The following is a 19,341-nucleotide window of genomic DNA, read 5'->3' as shown; positions in this document are numbered from 1 at the left end:
CGATGTACTCAGATCCTGCAGCCGGGCAACCCATTTCGCTGCCTCGGTGAACAGCACACGGGTGTCGTTGAGCGAGGTCTGCGCGAGAATCGGCGGATAGGGCAGGGCGGTGACGTTCTCATACGGCGAGTACGACTTCATGTACTCGTAGACCACCGGGTCGTGCAGCGGGTCCCCCCACTCATCCCATTCGATGACCGTCAACGGCAGCGACGGATCGAGGATCGAGTTCAGCGCGTCGACGAACGGCACCGATGCGAGGATGCCGTTGAACAGTTCCGGCGCCAGATTGGCGACTGCCCCCATCAGCAGCCCGCCGGCCGAACCACCTTCGGCCACCATCTGTTTCGGGGTCGTCCAGCCACGTTCGACCAGATGCCGCCCGGAGTCCACGAAGTCGGTGAAGGTGTTCTTCTTGGTGAGGGTCTTGCCGGTCTCATACCAGTGGCGACCCATCTCGCCGCCACCACGGATATGGGCCAGGACGAAGACGACGCCACGGTCGAGCATCGACAATCGAGACACCGAGAAACCCGGATCGAAACTCGCCTCGTACGAACCGTATCCGTACAGCAGGAGCGGAGCCGGAGAGGCCCCGTCCTCGCCGGGCGCGGCGACATCCTTGCGTCGCACGATCGACAGCGGGATCCGGGTTCCGTCGGCGGCCGTGGCCCATTCCCGGGACTGCACATAGTCATCGACGTCGAAATCACCGAGCACCGGCTGCCGTTTGAGCAGCACGCGCTCGCCGGTGGTGACGTCGAGTTCGAACAACTCCGACGGTTCGATGAAGCTGCCGTAGCCGAAACGCAGCCGCGGCGTAGCCCATTCACGGTTACCGGCCAGGCCCAGGGAGAACAGTTCCTGGGCGACGGCGACCTCGATGAAGTCCTCGGCCACCGGAATGCCGTCGATGCGACGGAGGTCGGCGATCGACACCCGGGGCAGTGCATCCGCGCGGTAACTCAGCACCAGGTAGTCGCGGAAGGCGTCGATGTCCTCGATCCGGATGCCGCGTCGGTGCCCGATGAACTCGGTGCGCACCGACGGATCGTCGACCGGCGCGATGTCGATGGCGAAGTCCTCGCTCTTCTCACCGCCCCGTTCATCGTTGTGCACGATGAGGAAGTAGTCCTTACCACCGATCTCGGCGTGTTCGACGTTGTACTCGACACCGTCGACTCGTGGTGCGACGCTGCGGAATTCGCCGGTCGGATCGTCGGCGGCGAGGACGAAGCACTCGGAGGTGATCTTGGACCCGACGGCGATCATCAGGTACTTGTCACTGCGGGTGGTACCCATGCCGACCCAGTAGCGTTCGTCGGGTTCGTAGAACACCTTGACGTCGGGGGTGGAGGTCCCGATGTCGTGGCGCCACACCGTGTCCGGACGCCACGCGTCGTCGACGGTCTGATAGAAGACGTGGCGGGTGTCGGCCGACCAGACCGCGCCGCCGGCGGTGTCGGCGATGGTGTCGGGCAGCAACTCACCGGTGCGAAGATCCTTGAACCGCAGGGTGTATCGCTCGTCGCCGACGACGTCGGTGCTGTAGGCGAGCCAGTTGCCGTCGTGGCTGACGGTCAGGGCGCCCAACGAGAAAAAGTCGTATCCCTCGGCTTCGGCGTTCGCGTCGAGCAGTACCTCTTCGCCGGGCAGGGGCGCGTCGTCGGACACCTCCGGGGGTGCCCAGTCGTCGGCGTCGACGATCGGGCAACGGCAATGCGTCGCATACTGTTTGCCCTCGTGGGTGCGCCCGTAGTACCAGTATCCGCCGCGTCGCGACGGTACCGACATGTCGGTTTCCTTGGTGCGAGAACGGATCTCACCGAAGATATCGGCTCGCAGTCCGGCCAGCTGCGCGGTGTGCTTCTCGGTGAACTCGTTCTGCGCCTTCAGGAAGGCGATCACCTCGAGATCGTCCTTGTCGCGCAACCACTCGTAGTTGTCGATCACGGTGTCGCCGTGGTGCGTGCGTTCCTGGGGAACCTTCTTCGCCGCCGGAGCGCCGTTGCGGCCGGTGTCGGTCGACGATGCTGCGTCGCTCACTGAACTCCTATCCTTGCGGCCAGTCGTCGAAGGACTTCTGCGAAATCCATTCGTAGGCCTCGATGTAGCGTGCCCGGGTACGAGCCACCACGTCGTCGGGCAGTGCGGGTGGGGTGGTGTCGGAGGCGCGGTCCCAGCCGGATTCCGGTGAGGTCAGCCAGTTGCGGACGATCTGCTTGTCGAAGCTCGGCTGGACCTGGCCGGGGGTGTAGCCGGCCGCCTCCCAGTACCGCGACGAATCGGGGGTGAGCACCTCGTCGGCGAGGACGAGGCTGCCGTCGGCGTCGCGGCCGAACTCGAACTTGGTGTCGGCGAGGATGATTCCGCGGTCGGCGGCGATCGCGGCACCCCGCGAGTAGATGTCGAGGGTGGCCGTGCGAAGCGCGGTGGCGAGGTCGTCGCCGACCGTCGCCGCCACCGCCTCGAAGCTGATGTTCTCGTCGTGATCGCCCTGCTCGGCCTTGGTGGCCGGGGTGAAGATCGGTTCGGGCAGCCGGTGGGCCTCGTCGAGTCCCTCGGGCAGCTCGACCCCGCACACCGAGCCGGTGGCCCGGTAGTCGATGAGTCCGGAGCCGGTGAGATACCCGCGGGCCACGCATTCCACCGGGACCATCGGCAGCTTGCGCACCACCATGGAGCGGCCCACCGCACCCTCCGGGATGCGCTCGTCGGTGGGACCGCCGGCGAGGTGGTTGGGCACCCCGAGTGCGTCGAACCAGTAGAAACTCATCGCGGTGAGGATGCGTCCCTTGTCGGGGATGGTCGGGGTCAGGATGTGGTCGTACGCCGAGATCCGGTCGCTGGCCACCATGAGCAGGGTGTCGTCGTCGATCTGGTAGATCTCGCGCACCTTGCCCGAGGCGATGTGGGTGTACGAGTCGAGTGCCGGCCGCATGGCTTCTCACCTTAGAGGTATGACAGGCTGACCCGCATGGCCGGGCCGCACGTCACCATCACCTACTGCACTCAATGCAACTGGCTGCTGCGCGCGAGCTGGATGGCGAGTGAACTGCTGAACACCTTCGGTGCCGACCTCGGCTCGGTGACCCTGGTACCCGGAACCGGCGGCATCTTCGTCATCGACGTCGACGGCACACAGCTCTGGGAACGCAAGACCGACGGCGGATTCCCCGACGCCGCCGAACTCAAACGCCGACTGCGCGACGCGGCCCTGCCGGACTGGCGGTTGGGGCATTCGGAGGGGAGCAATTCCGCATCGGAGGCCTGACCGTCAAGCGAAGCGCTCCTCGACGCGGTGCCTGCGCACTCACGCTCCCGGTGCAATGACCGCGCGAAGGAGCAGGTGCCGCGTGACGAAGCAGTGACCGCGGCGGCACCGTCGAGCAGCGCCACTCGCCCTACAGAATCGGCGCCGGGCTATAAGCCGCCGCCTCCGGATACTCCCCAATGACCTTCTCCGCGGCGGCGATCACGTCGGCCACCTGACGGCCGGCCGCGCCGACGAAGGCTTCCTTGTCCTCCAGCAGGGCGTCGAGCTGCGCGCGATCGAGCGGGATGCGGTCATCGGCGGCGAGGCGATCGAGCAGGTCGGGTTCGCGACCCTCCTCACGCATCGCGAGGGCCACGGCGACGGCGTTCTCCTTGATCGCCTCGTGGGCGGCCTCGCGGCCGACCCCGGCGCGCACCGACGCCATCAGTACCTTGGTGGTGGCCAGGAACGGCAGGTAACGGTCGAGTTCGTTGGCGATCACCGCCGGGTAGGCACCGAACTCGGCGAGGACGGTCAGGAAGGTCTCCATCAGGCCGTCGATGGCGAAGAAGGCGTCGGGCAGTGCGACGCGGCGCACCACCGAGCAGAAGACATCCCCCTCGTTCCACTGGGCGCCGGCGAGTTCGGCGGCCATCGAGGCGTAGCCGCGCAGCACCACCTGCAGTCCGTTCACACGTTCGCAGGAGCGGGTGTTCATCTTGTGCGGCATCGCCGACGACCCGACCTGCCCCGGCTGGAAACCCTCGGTGACCAGCTCGTGGCCGGCCATCAGCCGGATGGTGTGGGCGAACGACGACGGCCCGGCGGCGACCTGCACCAGTGCGGAGACCACGTCGTGGTCGAGTGACCGCGGGTAGATCTGGCCGACGGAGGTCAGCGACCGCGCGAATCCGAGGTGCCCGGCCACGCGCGATTCGAGGTCGGCGAGTTTGCCTGCGTCGCCGTCGAGCAGGTCGAGCATGTCCTGGCTGGTGCCCATTGGCCCCTTGATGCCGCGCAGCGGATAGCGGTCGATCAGCTCGGAGAGCCGGGTGAGCGCGATCATCAGTTCGTCGGCGGCCGACGCGAATCGCTTGCCCAGGGTGGTGGCCTGCGCGGCGACGTTGTGGCTGCGTCCGGCCATCACCACCGTCGAGTACTCCGCGGCCCGCTCGACGAGGCGCGCGAGCACCGCGACGCCATGGGCGTGCACGTACCGCAGGGACTGCAGGATCTGCAGCTGCTCGACGTTCTCGGTGAGGTCGCGGCTGGTCATCCCCTTGTGGATCTGCTCATGCCCGGCCAGCGCGTTGAACTCCTCGATGCGCGCCTTCACATCGTGGCGGGTGACGCGTTCGCGGTCGGCGATCGATGCGAGGTCGATGTCGTCGACGACCCGCTCATAATCGGCGATGGCCGTCTCGGGTACGTCGATACCGAGGTCGCGCTGGGCCCGCAGCACGGCGATCCAGAGGCGGCGTTCGGCCGCGATCTTGTTGGTCGCCGACCAGATCTCGACGAGATCGGCCGATGCGTAACGGCTCGCGAGGACATTGCTGATGGCGGGTTTCGGCACGTCAACAGTCTAATGTCTGGAGTCTGGTGTCCAGCGTCCCGGTGTCGACGCCACGATCAGCGGAAACCACGAGCACAGTGCAGTACTACAGGGCGAAGCACGGCGGTGCTACAGGGCGAAGCACGCCCAGCCCGAGCCGTAGCCCTGACGCACGGGTGCGCTCACGACGGGACCCTTGACGCCGTTCTGCACCGCATAGAGCGTGCGTTTGCCCTGGTGCCGCGGAATCCAGTCGACGGTGGCCACGAGTTGGTAGGCCTGCGCCTTGCCGATGAACAGCGGTTTCTGTCCCTGGCCCTGCTCCCAGAAGTAGACCATTCCGGACGCGTTCACCGGGACGACGAGTTGATAGGTGCAGCCGGTGCCGTAGACGGCCGAGGAGAACGGGACACCCGCATCCACCTGCCCGGACGGGGCCGCCGCCGCCGATCCGGTCCCGATCAGCCCGGCCGCGGCCACCGACGCCGCCGCCAGCGCCGTCACGGCCCACCGTCGCATCCGATATGTCATGCCTTCTCCCATGTCCTCCCCTGACCCGGCCACCGTGCCCGACGACAATCGTTGCTGCTCTTCATCTTCGAGGTGCCAGAATATCGACGACACCGCCGAGTGCCGCGCGCGCGGCCACGAACGGCGATTCGGCACCGGAGCCCAACGTCCCGACGACGGCACCATCCTCCACCGCGATCAGCCATCGCACCTGCTCCGGCTCCGATTGCCGCCCGGACTTCTCGAGCACCTCGCCGTGCAACGCCGACACGTGTTGCCGACGCTCCTCGACGACCTCGCGCAGTCGTGGGTAGCGCGCGGCAAGGGTGATCAACTCGTAGCGGGCCGCGAGTTCCTCGATCGGGGTGTCGACGCCGACGAACACCTCCGACAGCACCTCCGCGGTGGCGCCGACGCCGCGTCGACGACGGGTCACCGCCGCACCCCGGGCGGCGATCGCCTCGTCGGCGTCCCGCGTCACCTGACGAGCGGCCTCGGCCATCAACTCCTCGAGAGAGGCGAAATAGTAGGTGGTCGATGCCAGCGGCATCTGGGCACGATCGGCCACGGCACGGTGCCGGACGGCGTCGAAACCGCCCTCGAGCAGCAGGGAACCGGCAGCCTCGATGAGTTGAGACCGTCGCCTCGTCCCCTTCGGTGTGGCCGCCGATGTCATGGCGACCATGCTGCCAGGGTGATCTGCGCCACTGCGCCCTTTTCGTGGATCCGCGCCTCGATCCGCGGCCCGCGCAACGTCCCGGACGCCGGTCGGTTGATCACCCGACAGCCGGTCCGCGGCGGGTCCACGCGCATTAGCGTGAGCGGCATGCATCTGGACGGTTTGCGCGCGGTGGCCGATTGCGGCGCCTGGTACGCGCGGCTTCGACGCGACATGTTCGACGCCTTCCTGGCACGCGAACTGAGCGAGTGCACCGCGACATTCACCGGCACGCGGGTCGTCTTCACCTCCGTCGACGACCCGCGGCGCCTCGTCGAGACGCACGCCTCGCTGGTGGCGACGCTGGCCTCCGACGCATCGAGGGCCCGCTGGGGCTGGGCCGTCGACGCGGGTCCGACCGACCTGTCCACCGCGGAGTTGCGCCGGGCCGCAGAACGACTCGGGCTCACCGCGATGTCGGTTCCGGAGATGCCCATCGGGCCGCCGCAGCACCCAACCGGCAACGTCCTCGACACCCTCGGCACGACGCTCGGCGCGGTGGCCGTGCAGCTCCTCGGACGTGGTCCCGACATGTGCGTCGTCCGTCCCGACGGCGGCCGCGACGTGGTCCTGCTGACCGACGTCGCTCTACCCGAACCCACCTTCGCCGACTTCGTCGCGGCCCTGCCGGATCTCCTCGCCGACGTCGAGGTCGGCGATCACCGGGTCGCGGTCCACGGACTCGCCGCACGTCGGGGATGGCACATCCGGTGGCAGACGCCGGGACCGGCCGAGGCCACCCACCGTTTCGACGTCACCGAACCGGGCGCGTCGATGTGCCTGGTCTCCGACGGTCGCGCGGTGACCCCGCTGTGGTTCGATCGCGCCGGTCGCGGGTTGACCGAAGCCGCAGAACTGTCCGCCTGATCGGCCCAGAGCTTCCCGCTCCGCCGCGTTCTCCCCTCGCATGTCCGAGGTACGGGCTTGGGCTTGCCGTTTTGATACCCCTAGGGGTATGTTGGCCACACCCATCCGATACCCCCATGGGTATGCTCGTGAGGAGAGAACGTGGCCACCAGCAAAGAGCTCGACGAATCACCACCGCCGACGGCACCCGAGCCGTCGGGGACGTCGACCCCGACGACATCATCACCCGGCCCGATGGCCCGGCTCGGTCTCTGGACCGCCACCCACCGCGGCTGGGTGTTCGCGGTGTGGGCGATCCTGGTGATCGGACTCGGTGCGGCCGCACCGAGTGTGTTCAGCTCGCTGGCCGGCGCCGGATGGCAGGCCAACGGGTCGGAATCGGTCGCGGTGCGCGATCTCGCCCAGGAGCACTTCGGCGGGAACTCCTCGGCCGCGGTCCAGGTGGTGATCCACTCCGACGACCAGCAGATCTCGAGCCCCGCGGTGCAGCAGGTCATCGCCGAGATCACCGAGGTCGCACACAGTGATTCGCGCTTCGCCGCGGTCGTCGCGCCGCAGCCGGGCATGACGATCAGCCAAGACGAGCACACCGGAGTGGTCATCATCGGCGCGAACGCCGACACCGACGCCATGGTCAAGGCGGTCGACGACCACAAGGAAGCACTGACGGCGTTGTCCGGCAACGGAATCGACGTCTACCCCACCGGGGCGTCGGCGCTGTGGAGTGACTTCAACAAGGCCAACCACGAGGCAATGATCAAGGCGGAGATGTTCTCCTGGCCGATCACCCTGGCGATCATGGTCGTCGCATTCGGTTCCCTGGTCGCAGCCGGACTTCCGTTGCTGCTCACCATCGCCGGGCTGGTCGCCTCGGCCGGCGGTCTGGTCCTGTTGAACACCGTCACACCGATCTCGGTGTGGGCCATGAACTTTGCCATGATGTTCGCCCTCGCCCTGGGAATCGACTACGCGCTGTTCATGGTGTCGCGGTTCCGTGCGGCGATGGTCTATCACGACACCCCGAAGCACGCAACCGCCGAGACGATGGACACCGCGGGTAAGGCGGTTCTGCTGTCGGGCCTGACGGTCCTGGTCAGCCTGTCGACGGTGCTACTGGTTCCCGCACCCGCGGTGCGCACGATGGCGGTCGGCATCATGCTGGCGGTGATCTTCGTCCTGGCCGCGACGATGACCCTGCTGCCCGCCGTGATGGCGGCCCTGGGCCCGAAGGTCAACGCCGGATCACTGCCGTGGGCCCGCAAGCAACAGCATCGCTCGCACCTGTTCGGCAAGTGGGGTGAACTGCTGCATCGTCATCCGTGGCCGTTCGCCGTCGTCTCGCTGGCCATCCTGATCCTGCTGGCGCTGCCGGTTCTGGGTCTCAAGGTCGCGATGCCGTCGATCAACGTCGTCCCCGAGGACGCCCCGGTGCGCCAGGGCTATGCGATCGTCGCCGAGAACATGGGTCCGGGAGCACCCGGCGCCCTGCAGATCGTCGTGCCGCAGGCCGATGCCGCGGCGACGGCCGCCGCGGCCGCGCAAACCAAGGGCATCGCCATGGTCACCCCGCCCCAGAACGCTACCGACGGTTCCGGATACGCGATGATGCAGGCCATTCCGTCGGTCGATCCGTCGGATGCTTCGATGAACGACATCCTGTCCCGGCTACGCGAGAACGTGCCGGCCGATGCCCTGGTCGGCGGTGCCCCCGCGGAGAACATCGATCTGCAGACAGCGCTGAACGACTGGTTCCCGGTGATCGTCGCGGTGATCCTGACCCTGGGCTTCCTGTTGCTGCTGATCGCACTGCGCGCGCCCGTCATCGCCCTGCTGGGCACCCTGGTCAGCCTGCTGTCGACGGCCGCGGCCTTCGGCGTCGCGAAGCTGATCTTCCAGGACGGCCACGGCGCGGGACTGCTCGGTTTCGAGCCCCAGGGCTTCCTGGACGGCTGGGGTCCGGTGTTCTTCTTCGCGATGATCTTCGCCATCGCCATGGACTACACCGTCTTCCTGCTGGCCACGGCCAAGGAGCACTACGAGAAGTCGGGTGATCCGCGGTCCGCCCAGATCGACGGTCTGGCCTACTCCGGACGCATCATCTTCGCCGCGGCGGCGGTCATGGTGGCGGTGTTCTTCACCTTCGCGTTGGCCGATCCGCTCCCACCGAAGGAGATGGGCATCATCCTGGGTGTGGCGGTGTTGCTCGACGCCACGCTGATCCGCCTGGTACTGCTGCCGGTGCTGCTCCGGATCACCGGACATGGCGCCTGGTGGACCCCGCGCTGGCTCAACCGCATCCTGCCCAACATCTCGTTCAGCCACTGATGCAGAGCGACCGGTAGTCATACCCCAAGGGGTATGATGGATGCAAGTCAGCACGACAGAAAGGTCAGCCAATGGTAGGCGACGACGAAGCAATCGCAGTGGTTCTCAACCGACTGCGCCGGGCACATGGGCAACTCGCCGGTGTGATCTCGATGATCGAAGACGGGCGGGACTGCAAGGACGTGGTCACCCAGCTCGCCGCGGTCTCCAAGGCACTCGACCGCGCCGGTTTCAAGATCGTCGCCACCGGCCTGCGCGAGTGCCTCACCGGTGACGACGCCACCGGTGAGCCCATGACCCAAGAACAGCTTGAGAAACTGTTCCTCGCCCTCGCCTGAGGCGAGCCCATCCAGAGAGTAGGAGTTCCGATGGATATCGCGATCGCCACCACCCTGCCCGACACCGGCTTCGCCGAGGCCGTCGCCCGCACCCGGGAAGCGTTGGCACAACAGGGTTTCGGTGTCCTCACCGAGATCGACGTGACCGCAACGATGAAGAACAAACTCGACGAGGACATCGAGAATTACCTGATTCTCGGTGCGTGCAATCCGCCGCTGGCCCATCGCGCCCTGGGCGCCGACCGGCAGATCGGGTTGCTGCTGCCCTGCAACGTCGTCGTCCGCGACGACACCACCAACCCGGGATCGGTCATCGTCGAGGCGATGAACCCGGATCTGATGGTGCAGTTGCGGGACGCACCCGGACTGCCCGAGGTGGCCGCCGACGCCGCGACCAAGCTGCGTGCGGCGATCGCAACCCTCGACGCCGGGGTTCCGGTGGCCGAAGGGAGCGCCTGACATGTGCTACCCGGTGCGATGTGCGGTTTGCGGCAAGATCACCTGGGACGGCTGCGGCGCACATGTCGACGACGTCCGCGCGACGGTCCCACCGGAGCAGTGGTGCGACGGCCGGCATCAATCCGCCGGAATCGGCGGATAACCACGCGGTCAACGATGTTCGTCGACGGCCGGGGAATCCATCCCCGGCCGTCGACGGCGTCCGGGGTCTGCACGACGTCAACCCGGCGGGAAGGAAGACAGCCAGTGCCTTCGGAGTTGCTGAGCTCTTGTCCCGTTGGGGAGATCCGATCGATCCACGTCCGGTTCCCCGGCGGTACCACGACGAATTCGGTGACCGTCTGCCGCAACTCATGCTCGACAGGTGGCGGGAGATCGGCTTCGCCGGAGTCGTCGACACCTGGCTGAGCGGAATCGAAGTACCCGAAAGTCATCGGGGCAACCATATTCCGCTGTTCCGCAACGCTTTTGGCAAGATCTTCGGCTTCACGCCCGAACTCGGCCCCACGATCACCATCGACCCACTGTCATCGACGATCGTTGCGGAATCACCGTCCCCGCTTCGGGGTCGACGGTGGCTCGACCTCGAACTCGCGCATCGGCGCGCTCGAGGTCCCGACAGTCTCCGCCGTGTGAGCAGGTCGACGCCGACGGTGCCCGGTCGGACGACTACAGCGAGATCCGGCCCTCCAGCGCGGCCAGGCCGATGTCGGTCCGGAAATGGGAACCGGGGAGCTTGATCCCGGCGACCCGATCGTAGGCCTGCGCCCGCGCCGCGGCCAGATCGGCGCCCACCCCGACCACCCCGAGCACACGACCGCCGGCGGAGACGACCTCTCCGTCGGCGTCTCGTTTGGTACCGGCGTGCAAAACTCCCTCGCCGTCGGCACCGGTGATCACGTCGCCGGTGCGCGGCGTCGACGGGTAGTTCTCGGCCGCGATCACCACGACCACCGCGGACCCGTCGGCCCATTCCAGCGGCGGCAGGTCGGCAAGCGTTCCGGAGGCGGTCGCCTTGAGCGCCTGTCCCAGCGGGGATTTCAGCAATGCCAGGACCGCCTGGGTTTCCGGATCGCCGAAACGACAGTTGAATTCGACCACGGCCGGGCCGTCGGCGCCGATCGCCAGGCCGGCATAGAGCAGCCCGCTGAACGGACAGCCTCGTCGCACCATCTCGGCGGCGACCGGCTCGACGACGTCGGTGACGATCTGCCGGGTGACCTCGTCGGGCAGCCACGGCAGCGGCGTATAGGCGCCCATGCCACCGGTGTTGGGTCCGGTGTCACCGTCGCCGACCCGCTTGTGGTCCTGCGCGGGGATCAGCGGGACCACGGTCTCCCCGTCGACGAGACAGAACAGGGAGACCTCGGGACCGTCGAGGAAACTCTCCAGCAGCACCGGGTGCCCACTCTCGAGACATTCGGCGGCATGATCGCGGGCGGCGGCGCGGTCGGCGGTGACCACCACGCCCTTCCCGGCTGCGAGGCCGTCGTCCTTGACCACCCAGGTCGGTCCGAAGCGGTCGAGGGCGGCGTCGAGGTGGGCCGGGTTGTCGACGGTCTCGGCATGAGCCGTGCGCACCCCGGCAGCGGCCATGACGTCTTTCGCGAAGGCCTTGGAGCCCTCGATCCGGGCCGCCTCCCGGGACGGACCGAATGTAGCGAATCCGTTCTCCCGCAACGCGTCCGCGACGCCGAGCACCAGCGGAACCTCGGGGCCGATGACCACCAGGTCGGCGGCGATCGAGGTGGCCAATGCCACCACATCGTCGGACGAGGTGACATCGACGGTGTGGTTGGTGGCCACGGTCGCCGTACCGGCGTTACCCGGCGCGACATGCAGATCGGTGACCGACGGGTCGTCGGCGAGTCGCAGGAGCAGGGCATGTTCGCGGCCGCCCGAGCCGATCACGAGTACGCGCACGTCCATGACTCTAGCGGCCGGCGTCATTCGACGTCGACGCCGATGGCACGCAAGGTGCGGGCCCGTCGCGGCACCCCGGCGATCTCGTCGATCACCGCGATCGACACCGGTGCGAGCGCGATCACCACCACCGCGGCGATCAGCGAGACACCGGCCGCGGCCATCCACACCCCGGCGACGAGAAGGACCAGGACGCTGACCCCACCGACAACGGTGACCGGCTCGAAGGGCAGCAGGTAGTTGTACAGGGTCAGCATGCCGAGGCAGTAGATGCCCAGCGGCACCGCCACGCAGGCGACCACCGCACCCGGGGAGATGCTGGCCTCGTGCTCGCTCCACAGTGCGGCCACCTCCAATCCGGCTCCGGTGGCCGCCGCCGACATGAAGATGATCAGGTGGCCGTAGCCGAAGCCGAAGCTCTTGTCCCGATGGGCATGGAGGGCGTCGCCGATCGGAACGGTGAAGTAGATCCACCACATGCCGAAGGTCACGACCATCGCCGCGAGTCCGAACACCGCCGCCTCGACCGACCACCCCTGTTCCTCGACGACTGCCTGCAACACCGCGACGGTCGCGACGATCCCCTCACCGAGGGTGATGATCGTCAGCAGGGAGTAGCGCTCGGCAATGTGATGCGGATGCCACGGGGTTGGCTTGACGCGGGTCTCGGCGATCACCGGGCCCATCAGTTCGATGAGTGCACAGACCAGGATCGCCACGATGGTCGGCCACAGTGCGAGAGGGATGATCGCGACGATCACCCAGGCGATCTGTGCGGCGAGCACCGCGGTGGCGTAGGTGAAGCAGGTCTTCCGATACTCGGGACTCTGCAGGCCGGCACGTATCCACTGGGTGAGCAGTCCGACGCGCATCACCACGTAGCCGATGACCAGCACCCTGATGTCGACGTGCTCGTTGTGATCGATCGAGCTGAACACGGGGGCGACGCCCAGTGCCAGGATCGCCACGCCCACCATCTGGATGAGCACGACGCACCGGAAGAACCAGTCGTCGGTGTCGAAGGCCGAGGCGAACCAACTGAAGTTGATCCACGCCCAAATGCCCGCGAAGGTACACAGCACGTAGCCGAAAACCGCGGTGCGGTAGTGCCCTTCGGCGAGGTAGTGGGCCATCTGGGTGCCCGCGAGGGAGAAGATGACCACGAAGACGAGGTCGTAGAACAGTTCCAACCCGGTCGCGGCCCGCTCCTCCTGGAGCGGGTCGCGACCGGTCATGCGGGTGAGACGATGCCCGATTCGAAGTGCCACATCGGCACTTTAGCCAATCACTTCGGCGCGGTCAGGTCGTACAACGTCACGTTGTCGATGATCGACGAGGTGAAGTTCTGCTCCACCCATTCGGTGATCTGCGACGAGGTGCCCTCGGAGCCGCCTCCCATCATGCCCCGACCGCTGGCGATGAAGTAGTGGATCTTCTTCTCCTCCACCAGTTTCTGGAACTGGGCGAGCGTCGGCGACGGATCGGTGCCGTTGAAGCCGCCGATCGGCATGACGGAGTACCCGGTCTCGAGCTGGTAGCCGGACGCGGTGTTGGAACCGACCGCGGCGGCCACCCAGGTGAAATCGTCGGCGTTGCGCTGCAACGTCGCGACCATCTCGGCGCTGGGTTTCGATCCCATCAGCAGGCCGCCGGCCGGCCCGTTCATGCCGCCCATACCGGTGTAGTCGCCGCCCTGGCCCGTTGCACCGGGCATCTGGCCCTGTCCCAGCCCGCCGGGCATCTGGCCGCCGGGCATCTGGCCTTGTCCCAGCCCGCCGGGTGCCTGACCCTGGCCACCCTGACCACCGGGCATGCCGGGCATCTGGCCGCCGGGCATCTGACCCTGGCCGAAGCCACCGGGCGGCATGCCGGGCATCTGACCGTTCTGTTGACCACCGTTCTGTTGGCCCCCGTTCCACCGGTTACCGCCATCCCCGGGTCCGCCGAAGCCGCCCGGTCCACCGCCCTCGACGGTCGGCCCGGCCGAGATGATCGAGCCTTCTTTGGCGGTGGTGATGGTGTCGACGGTGTAGGCCAGCGGTCCGGCGAGCGCCGCGATGAGTGACAGCGCCACCGCGACCGCACCGAGGTAGGCGCGATGCGCGATGAGCATGACCGCGCCGCCGACGAGACCGAGGAACAGTACGATCCACCGCAGCCACGGAACGAAGTCCGGTGAGCGGTCGAGCAGCACGAATCCCCAGATGGCGGCGAACCAGACCGCCGCCGCCAGCAGGATTCGCACCCAGAGGGTGGCCCGGGCGCGCCAGGCCACGGCACCGCCACCGGCGAGCACGGCGGCGACCGCCGGCGCCAGTGCCGCGGTGTAGTAGCTGTGGAAGATGCCGGCCATGAAGCTGAAGACGGCCATCGTCACGATCAGCCACAGGCCCCAGACCGACAGGTAGGCGCGGCGCATGTCGGTACGCGCGGCGCGACCGATGATCACCAGAGCGCCGATGCCGAGGATCAACGCGCTCGGGATCAGCCAGGCGATCTGTCCACCCTGGGCGGGTTCGAACATCCGCAGAATGCCTGTCTCGCCCCACATTCCACCGCCCGGGCCGCCGCGGCCGCCCGGACCACCGGGGAAATACCCACCGGGACCGCCCATTCCGCCCATTCCGTCGGCGTAGGCACCGTACCCGCGGTTTCCACCACCGGGCATGACACTGCCCCGCTCGTTTCCGTTGAGACGGCCGAAACCGTTGTATCCCAACGTGAGTTCCAGGATCGAGTTGTTCTGCGAGCCACCGATCCACGGGCGCGACGATGCCGGCCACAACTCGACCGTGAGAATCCACCAGCCGGCGGACACGATCATCGCGGCGAGGGCGGCCAACAGATGCCACACCCGCTTGAGCCAGCCGCCCGGCCCGAATGCCAGATACGTCAGCGCCAGCGGCGGCACGATCAGCATCACCTGCAATTGCTTTGTGAGAAAACCGAATCCGACGAAGACGCCGGTCAGGATCATCCAGCGCAGGCGGCCGTCCTCACAGGCCCGCAGGCATGCCCAGACCGCCGCCACCATCAGCAGGACCAGCAGGGCCTCGGGATTGTTGAAGCGGAACATCATCGCCGCCACCGGCGTCAACGCCAGTACGACACCGGCGAGGATGCCCGCCCAGTGCCCGAGATAGCGTCGGGTCATCCAGTAGAGCAACGCGACCGCCGCCACACCCATCAGGGCGTTGGGCACCAGCATCGCCCAGCTGTTGAGGCCGAAGATCCGTACGGAGATACCCGGAATCCACAGCGACGCAGGCGGTTTGTCGACGGTGATGGAGTTCGCCATGTCCGACGAGCCGAAGAACCAGGCCTTCCACGACTGCGAGCCGGCCTGGATGGCGGCGGCGTAGAACGAGTTGGCCCAGCCGTTGATCGACAGGTTCCAGAGATTGATCAGCGCGGTGCCGACGATCAATGCGCCCAGTGACAACCACTTCCACAGGGCGGGCGGATCGGCCGGCACCGAAACAGGGCCACGGCCCCGGGAGGAATTCTCCGGGGCCGCGGCATCTTCGGTGACGTCTGCCGATTCGATTGTGTCGGTGGAATTGTCGGGCTCTTCGGGTGAATCGGGGTGACTCATCATCTCTCTCACTGGGCCGGTTGCGGCGTGTGGCGGTGCATGTGTGATCGGAAGACCCACCGTAGCCCGACGAAACGGGTGGCGGTGGCAACGAGATTCGCGATCACCAGGACGAGCAGTTCGATGTGTTTGCCGGCGTCGGGCGCGAAGTAGTGCAATGCGACGAGCGAGAGCGACGTGACCGCCCATCCGAACAGGAAGACGCCGAAGCCGAAGAACTGGTGCTTGACCGCATCCTCGCGTCCACGGACGCCGAAGCTGAACCGGCGGTTGGCCGCGGTGTTGGCGATGGCCGTCACCGCGAGTGCGACGAAGTTCGACACCTGTGCGCCCAGAAATGAATGCAGGAGCAGGTAGAGGACGGCGTAGGCGACGGTGGAGGCGACACCGACGACGCAGAACCGGGCGAGCTGACCGACCATGCCGTGCGGGACCCCGTCGAGGGCGGGGCCGGGGGCACGTTCGCGACCGATGGTGGCGCGCAGTTCGGCGATCGGCAGCCGACCGGTGCTCAGCGCATAGCCGACACGCGCGCATCCCTTGAGATCCTCGACTGCGGTGGAGACGATGTCGACGGTGCTGTTCGGGTCGTCGACCCAGTCGACGGGAACCTCCGCGATGCGCAGTCCGATCCGTTCGGCGAGTACGAGCAACTCGGTGTCGAAGAACCAGCCGGTGTCCTCGACGTAGGGCAGCACCTGCCGGCCGATGTCGGTGCGCATGGCCTTGAATCCGCACTGGGCGTCGGAGAACTTCGCCCGCATGGTGGTCCGCAGGATGAGGTTGTAGGAGCGGGAGATGAATTCCCGCTTGGGGCCGCGGACGACGCGGGAGTCCCTCGACAGCCGGGTGCCGATGGCGACGTCGGAGTGTCCGGAGATCAGCGGCGCGATCAGCGGCATCAACGCGTTGAGGTCGGTGGACAGGTCGACGTCGCAGTAAGCGACGATCTGTGCGTCGCTGCGGCTCCACACGGCCTTGAGTGCCCGGCCGCGGCCCTTCTCGTCGAGGTGCGCGACGCGGATGCCGTCGAGTTCGTCGGCGATATGGGATGCGATCGCGACGGTCGAGTCGGTGCTCGCGTTGTCGGCGACGGTGATCCGCGCGGCGAACGGCATGTTGACGCGGAGATGCTCGTGCAGACGATGCAGGCACTCGGCGATGTCGGCTTCCTCGTTGTACACGGGGACGACGATGTCGAGGACCGGAGCGGGTGCGGAGCTGTCGGCGACCACCGTGATCGGGGCGGCGGCCTGCGGAAGCGCTTCTGTGGTCATGGCTACAAGCTTGGTCTGGCCCGCTGGGGCCATTCTGCGCCGAAGCTGCCAGTCTCCTGTGAGCCGCCACCAGCTTCGAACGGCGCCCGAGATGCCCGATCCACGCAGGTCAGGGCGATGTCGGAGCATGACGATAGATTAGGCGCATGTCGGGAACCGCACTGTCTGATACCGCCGCTGCCATCGCGGATGCCGTGATCACCAGCCTCGCCGGTCCGGGCGCGCGCTTGCGGGACGACCAACTCGAGGCGATCACCGCGCTGACCACCCGGCCGGCGGCCCGGGTGCTGGTGGTGCAGGCGACCGGGTGGGGGAAGTCGGCGGTGTACTGGGTGGCGACCGCGATTCTGCGGCGGGATTCGGCGGGCGGGCCGACTCTGCCCGGCGCCGAGAGCGCAGCGAGCGGGCCGACTCTCATCGTTTCGCCGCTGTTGTCGTTGATGCGTGATCAGGTGGCGGCGGCGGGGCGGGCAGGGTTGACGGCGGCGACGCTGAACTCGTCGAATATCGACGAGTGGGATGAGATCGAGGCGTCGTTGCGGGCGGGCGAGATCGACGTGTTGCTGGTGTCACCGGAGCGGCTGGCCAATCCCGGATTCGGGCGGCGGGTGCTCGACGCGATGGCCGGGCGCCTGGGTTTGCTGGTGATCGACGAGGCTCATGCCATCTCCGACTGGGGCCACGATTTCCGGCCCGACTATCGGCGCGTCTCGGATGTGTTGCAGTCGCTGAATCCGGCGACACCGGTGCTGGCCACCACGGCCACCGCCAACGAGCGGGTCACCGCGGATGTGGCCGCGCAACTCGGTGGGCAGACGTTGGTGTTGCGTGGTTCCCTCGCGCGGAAGTCGTTGCATCTGAACGTGATCGACGGACTGTCACCGATTCAGCGGTATGGCTGGGTGGCGCAGTATCTGCCGGAGCTGCCGGGGTCGGGCATCGTGTATGTGCTCACCGTCGCCGACGCCGATCGCCTCGTCGGCGCCATCCGCGCGGTGCACGGCGACGATTACCCGGTCGCGGCCTACACCGGGCAACTCGAGGGCGATACCCGTCATCGACTCGAAGATGCGTTGTTGCGCAACGAGATCAAGGCGTTGGTGGCCACCTCGGCGTTGGGGATGGGATATGACAAACCCGATCTGGGGTTCGTCGTCCATGTGGGTTCGCCGCCGTCGCCGGTGTCCTATTACCAGCAGGTGGGTCGCGCCGGGCGTGCGCTCGACGACGCGGTGGTGATGCTGCTCGCCTCGGCCACCGACGCGCGGATCTGGGAGCACTTTGCCACCTCGACCATTCCGGAGCCGACGCGGATGGCGGCCGTGCTGGACGCGTTGAACTCGTCGCCCGAACCGATGAGCGTGGTGGCGTTGGAGGCGCAGACCGGTCAGCGTCGTGGCCGAATCGAGTTGATGCTCAAGCAACTCGCAGTGGACGGCGCCACCGAACGCGGCCCGGACGGATGGTCGGCGACGGGGCGGGAATGGACCTTCGACGCCGCGCACTACGACGGTGTGCTGGCCGTCCGCCGCCGCGAGGCCGACATCATGCGCGACTACGTGGCGGGCCGGCGCTGCCTCATGCAGTTGCTCACCGAGTCACTCGACGATCCGGCGGCCGAGCCGTGTGGCCGGTGCTCGGTGTGCCTGGGTCATCTCACCGACCCGCTTGCCGCGGATGTCGACGACACCGTGATCCGGTCGATCACCGCCTCGCTGCGGCGGGCGGCCCAGGTGCTCGAGCCACGCAAGATGTGGCCGGCCAAGAACGACTTCGGTCGGCGCGGACGGATCGCGGCGGCTGTCGCGGCCGAGCCCGGGCGGGTACTGGCGCACGCCGACGCGCCCGAATGGACGGATCTGTTGGCCGCGGCCCGCGATCATGACGAGCAGGCGGTGGCCGATCTGGGCGATGCGGCGGTCGCCACCCTGGCGGCGTGGGGACGGGAATCGGGTCTACGCCCGGAGGTCATCTGCTCCCTGCGACTGGGCGGCACCTCCCTGGCCGAGGACGTCGCGGCGTACCTGTGTCGCGTCGGGAAGCGCGACGGCACGTCGTTGCCTGTTCGACTGGGCGACCCGCCGGCGCGCGATGCCCCCGGCACCGTCGAGGCGGGGTACTGGCATGACCATCTCGGGCCGGCGCCCACCGAGGTGGCCGGCCGTTCGGTGTTGCTCGTCGTCGACGAGTCACGCTCCGGTTGGGCGATCACCCTGGCGGCCGCGCTGCTCCGGGAGTCCGGCGCAACGGCGGTGTTGCCGTTGCTGATTCACCGGACGGTGTAGCGCACCACCGACAGCGCTCGCCTCAGCGTTGACAGCGCTCGTGTCTGCGTTGACAGCGCTCGTGTCTGCGTTGACAGCGCTCGCCTCTGCGTTGACGGCGCTCGCCTCAGCGTTGACCGGTGAGTGTCAAGCTGTGGTGAGTCAGTTCCCGATTTTGTTGTGTTATGCGGTGGGTTGGTGGTGCAGGTTGATGGCGACGCGTTGCTGCGGTCGTTTGACTGTGGGTGGTTGGT

At 67.4% G+C, this 19,341-nt stretch carries 16 protein-coding genes; 7 read left to right on the top strand and 9 right to left on the bottom strand.

Annotated features, from left to right (window positions below; genetic code table 11):
* Both ABLE94_RS10525 and ABLE94_RS10520 read right to left on the bottom strand, forming a co-directional pair.
* Nucleotides 1–2,046, bottom strand: a 2,046-nt coding sequence (locus ABLE94_RS10525) for a S9 family peptidase (protein WP_348808709.1), incomplete at its 3' end; no start/stop codon positions are given.
* Between the two features lie 7 nt (nucleotides 2,047–2,053).
* The gene (locus ABLE94_RS10520) at nucleotides 2,054–2,941 is read right to left on the bottom strand and encodes a phosphoribosylaminoimidazolesuccinocarboxamide synthase (RefSeq protein ID WP_348808708.1); all 888 of its coding nucleotides are present in this window, start codon (nucleotides 2,939–2,941) and stop codon (nucleotides 2,054–2,056) included.
* Nucleotides 2,942–2,977: 36 nt separating this feature from the next.
* Here ABLE94_RS10520 and ABLE94_RS10515 point away from each other — a divergent pair, with 36 nt between their 5' ends.
* Entirely contained in the window at nucleotides 2,978–3,274 is a 297-nt protein-coding gene (locus ABLE94_RS10515) for an Rdx family protein (RefSeq protein ID WP_348808707.1), read from the top strand.
* 130 nt (nucleotides 3,275–3,404) lie between these two features.
* Here ABLE94_RS10515 and purB read toward each other — a convergent pair whose 3' ends face one another.
* The 3 genes from purB to ABLE94_RS10500 all read right to left on the bottom strand — a co-directional run bounded on the left by purB (nucleotide 3,405) and on the right by ABLE94_RS10500 (nucleotide 6,006).
* Entirely contained in the window at nucleotides 3,405–4,832 is a 1,428-nt protein-coding gene (gene purB, locus ABLE94_RS10510; RefSeq protein ID WP_348808706.1) for an adenylosuccinate lyase, read from the bottom strand.
* Between the two features lie 108 nt (nucleotides 4,833–4,940).
* Nucleotides 4,941–5,342: a hypothetical protein gene (locus tag ABLE94_RS10505; RefSeq protein ID WP_348808705.1), complete on the bottom strand. Its 402-nt coding sequence runs from the start codon at nucleotides 5,340–5,342 to the stop codon at nucleotides 4,941–4,943.
* A 61-nt stretch (nucleotides 5,343–5,403) separates the two neighbouring features.
* Entirely contained in the window at nucleotides 5,404–6,006 is a 603-nt protein-coding gene (locus ABLE94_RS10500; protein WP_348808704.1) for a TetR/AcrR family transcriptional regulator, read from the bottom strand.
* 141 nt (nucleotides 6,007–6,147) lie between these two features.
* On the opposite strand from ABLE94_RS10500, the gene ABLE94_RS10495 reads away from it, so the two are divergent.
* From ABLE94_RS10495 to ABLE94_RS26550, 5 genes are all read left to right on the top strand, one after another.
* On the top strand, nucleotides 6,148–6,906 hold the full coding sequence (locus tag ABLE94_RS10495; RefSeq protein ID WP_348804626.1) for a DUF6882 domain-containing protein: 759 nt from the start codon (nucleotides 6,148–6,150) through the stop codon (nucleotides 6,904–6,906).
* 234 nt (nucleotides 6,907–7,140) lie between these two features.
* Nucleotides 7,141–9,231 (top strand): MMPL family transporter, encoded by a 2,091-nt coding sequence (locus ABLE94_RS10490; protein WP_348804879.1) that lies wholly within the window; start codon nucleotides 7,141–7,143, stop codon nucleotides 9,229–9,231.
* Nucleotides 9,232–9,302: 71 nt separating this feature from the next.
* The gene (locus tag ABLE94_RS10485; protein WP_348804625.1) at nucleotides 9,303–9,569 is read left to right on the top strand and encodes a metal-sensitive transcriptional regulator; all 267 of its coding nucleotides are present in this window, start codon (nucleotides 9,303–9,305) and stop codon (nucleotides 9,567–9,569) included.
* Nucleotides 9,570–9,599: 30 nt separating this feature from the next.
* A complete protein-coding gene (locus ABLE94_RS10480; RefSeq protein ID WP_348804624.1) occupies nucleotides 9,600–10,028 on the top strand; it encodes a DUF302 domain-containing protein in 429 nt (142 codons plus the stop codon).
* A 1-nt stretch (nucleotide 10,029) separates the two neighbouring features.
* On the top strand, nucleotides 10,030–10,170 hold the full coding sequence (locus ABLE94_RS26550) for a DUF8730 family Cys-rich protein (protein WP_496560790.1): 141 nt from the start codon (nucleotides 10,030–10,032) through the stop codon (nucleotides 10,168–10,170).
* Between the two features lie 527 nt (nucleotides 10,171–10,697).
* Here the strand turns inward: ABLE94_RS26550 and purD are convergent.
* Genes purD through ABLE94_RS10460 form a run of 4 tightly spaced genes read right to left on the bottom strand, consistent with a single transcriptional unit; the run spans nucleotide 10,698 to nucleotide 16,823 of the window.
* Entirely contained in the window at nucleotides 10,698–11,951 is a 1,254-nt protein-coding gene (gene purD, locus ABLE94_RS10475) for a phosphoribosylamine--glycine ligase (RefSeq protein ID WP_348804623.1), read from the bottom strand.
* Nucleotides 11,952–11,974: 23 nt separating this feature from the next.
* Nucleotides 11,975–13,186 carry a low temperature requirement protein A gene (locus ABLE94_RS10470; RefSeq protein WP_348804878.1) on the bottom strand — a complete coding sequence of 404 codons (1,212 nt, stop codon included), beginning with the start codon at nucleotides 13,184–13,186 and terminating at the stop codon, nucleotides 11,975–11,977.
* Between the two features lie 50 nt (nucleotides 13,187–13,236).
* Nucleotides 13,237–15,546, bottom strand: coding sequence for an ArnT family glycosyltransferase (locus tag ABLE94_RS10465; protein WP_425476184.1), 2,310 nt, complete (start codon nucleotides 15,544–15,546; stop codon nucleotides 13,237–13,239).
* Between the two features lie 8 nt (nucleotides 15,547–15,554).
* Nucleotides 15,555–16,823, bottom strand: coding sequence for a bifunctional glycosyltransferase family 2/GtrA family protein (locus ABLE94_RS10460; protein ID WP_348804621.1), 1,269 nt, complete (start codon nucleotides 16,821–16,823; stop codon nucleotides 15,555–15,557).
* Between the two features lie 146 nt (nucleotides 16,824–16,969).
* Here ABLE94_RS10460 and ABLE94_RS10455 point away from each other — a divergent pair, with 146 nt between their 5' ends.
* Nucleotides 16,970–19,108, top strand: a complete 2,139-nt coding sequence (locus ABLE94_RS10455) for a RecQ family ATP-dependent DNA helicase (RefSeq protein ID WP_348808702.1) — start codon at nucleotides 16,970–16,972, stop codon at nucleotides 19,106–19,108.
* Nucleotides 19,109–19,341: the final 233 nt, after the last annotated feature.

The organism is Gordonia sp. VNK1 (assembly GCF_040049135.1).
Taxonomy (GTDB): Bacteria; Actinomycetota; Actinomycetes; order Mycobacteriales; family Mycobacteriaceae; genus Gordonia; species Gordonia oleivorans.
This window is presented reverse-complemented; position numbering and strand designations above follow the sequence as displayed.